At 69.3% G+C, this 1,746-nt stretch carries 3 protein-coding genes; 2 read left to right on the top strand and 1 reads right to left on the bottom strand.

Annotated features, from left to right (window positions below; translation table 11 throughout):
• Together C1J00_RS42935 and C1J00_RS42930 are read left to right on the top strand one after the other, a co-directional pair.
• A partial coding sequence (locus tag C1J00_RS42935) for a phytanoyl-CoA dioxygenase family protein (protein ID WP_180989917.1) occupies nucleotides 1–413 on the top strand: 413 nt, incomplete at its 5' end.
• 59 nt (nucleotides 414–472) lie between these two features.
• Nucleotides 473–988 carry a P-loop nucleotide/nucleoside kinase family protein gene (locus C1J00_RS42930; protein ID WP_102914181.1) on the top strand — a complete coding sequence of 172 codons (516 nt, stop codon included), beginning with the start codon at nucleotides 473–475 and terminating at the stop codon, nucleotides 986–988.
• On the opposite strand, the gene C1J00_RS42925 is transcribed toward C1J00_RS42930, so the two are convergent.
• Nucleotides 966–1,746, bottom strand: a 781-nt coding sequence (locus C1J00_RS42925) for an amidase family protein (RefSeq protein ID WP_245936741.1), incomplete at its 5' end; no start/stop codon positions are given. The genes C1J00_RS42930 and C1J00_RS42925 overlap by 23 nt on opposite strands.

Below are 1,746 nucleotides of genomic sequence, written 5' to 3'. Positions count from 1 at the left end.
ACCTCACCCCCGTCACCCCCGACTGCGGGCTGACCATGTTTCTCCCCGGCAGCCACCGCCTTACCGACGAGCCCGTCGTCCCCGCCGGCGCCATCGACCCACCCGGCGCCGTCACCCCCGCCATCACCGGAACCGACGCAGTTCTCTTCGAGAACCGGACCTGGCACACCGGAGGCATCAACCTCTCCGGCCGGCCCCGCATCGCCCTGATGCTCCAGTACGGGTATCGCTGGCTCCACCCCGTCGACGACCCGGCCACGGAACTTCGAGCGGACCCCGCTCTCACCTCCATAGAACAGCAGCTCTTGGGCCTGCCCGACCGCCACCCGGACGGATCCCTCGCCAAGGGCAGCGGAGCCGCCCCTATGCGCTCGTGGTGGCAGTCCGGCCCGTCTGTTGCACACTGCCGCTAGAGCCAGGGGTAAGCCTCAACGACCCCACCGGTACGAGCACCACGAGGGAGCACGACATCGTGAGCGAGTCGACCGCCGTCCTGCTCATCGGGATCACCGGCTCCGGCAAGACGCACCTTGCACAGGCCCTCTCCGCGAGGGGCGTTGTCCGTCTCAGCGTTGACGAGGAGGTTCACCGCCTCCACGGCCGGTACGGCGTCGACTACCCCGAGCACGAATATTTCGAGCGCGAGGCTGCCGTGGTCGAAACCGTACGAACGCAGCTTACGGAGCTGCTACGCGCCGGCCGGTCCATCGTCCTCGACCACGGCCTCTGGCGTCGTTCCGATCGCGATGAGTGGAAGAAGACCGTCCGGGCCGTGGGAGGACGCCCAGTGCTCGTCTACCTGCCAGCGTCCAAGGAGTCCCTCCTGCGGCGCCTCGCCGCACGCAACCAGCGTCGAGACGCCAATGCCTTGACCGTCACTCCCGAAGCCTTGGACGACTTCTTCGCTCGGTTCGAACCGCCTACCGCCGATGAAGACGCAGTCAGCTACAACGGTGACGTAGAGGTCATCCGCTCCATGGTGCGATGACGCCCTTGGCCGTCCCTCCGAGCAGGAGCGCCAGTTGCTCGGCCATCACGAGCAGGGTCCGGTCCGAATAGGCCGGTCCTACGAGCTGCACACCGATCGGGAGGCCGTCGGCGCCGTGCGCAATAGGCATGACCAGGCTGGGCAGACCGACGTGGCTGGTGAGGTTGGCCCAGCCGGTCTGGTCGAAGAAGCTCCGTTCGACGCCGTCGACCGTGAGAGAACGGCTCCCGGCCGGGATCGCCGCGGTGGGAGCGGCGGGCGTAATGAGGACGTCGTACTGACCGTTGGCGAAGAACCGGTGCCACGTCTGCTGGAGCCGGAGGCGCTCCTCGTTGGCGCGGAGCCAGGCGCGGTGTGTCTGCGTGCGGTGGCGGAGGATGGCGGCCCGTGGGCTCGCGTCGTCCGTGTGCAGGTCACGGGCGGCGGCGAGTTCGGCCGCGCCGGCGGCATCGTCGGTGGCGGCCGTCGTGGTGGCGTGGAGGAGCTGCTCGAAGAGGCGGAGGGATTCGGCGAAGCCGACCGACCCCGCAGTGCGGTGGACACTGGCGCCGGCGGAGGCGAGTGTCCCTTCGAGGCGGGCGACAGCATCGGCGATGTTGCGGTCGACGGGACAGCTCGCGTCGTCGGCCCACACCGCCACGCGGAGCTGGCCGATCGGGCGCTGCGCCGTGGGCAGCGTGACGCTCCAGGGGTTGTTCTCGCCAGGTGACGGTGTCGTCAGTGCGGCGAGGAGCAGGTCGAGGTCGCGGGGGTAGCGG

The sequence above is a fragment of the Streptomyces cahuitamycinicus genome (assembly GCF_002891435.1).
In the GTDB taxonomy this organism is placed as follows: Bacteria; Actinomycetota; Actinomycetes; order Streptomycetales; family Streptomycetaceae; genus Streptomyces; species Streptomyces cahuitamycinicus.
Note: the sequence above shows the minus strand (reverse complement) of the source record. Positions and strands in the feature narration are given on the sequence as shown.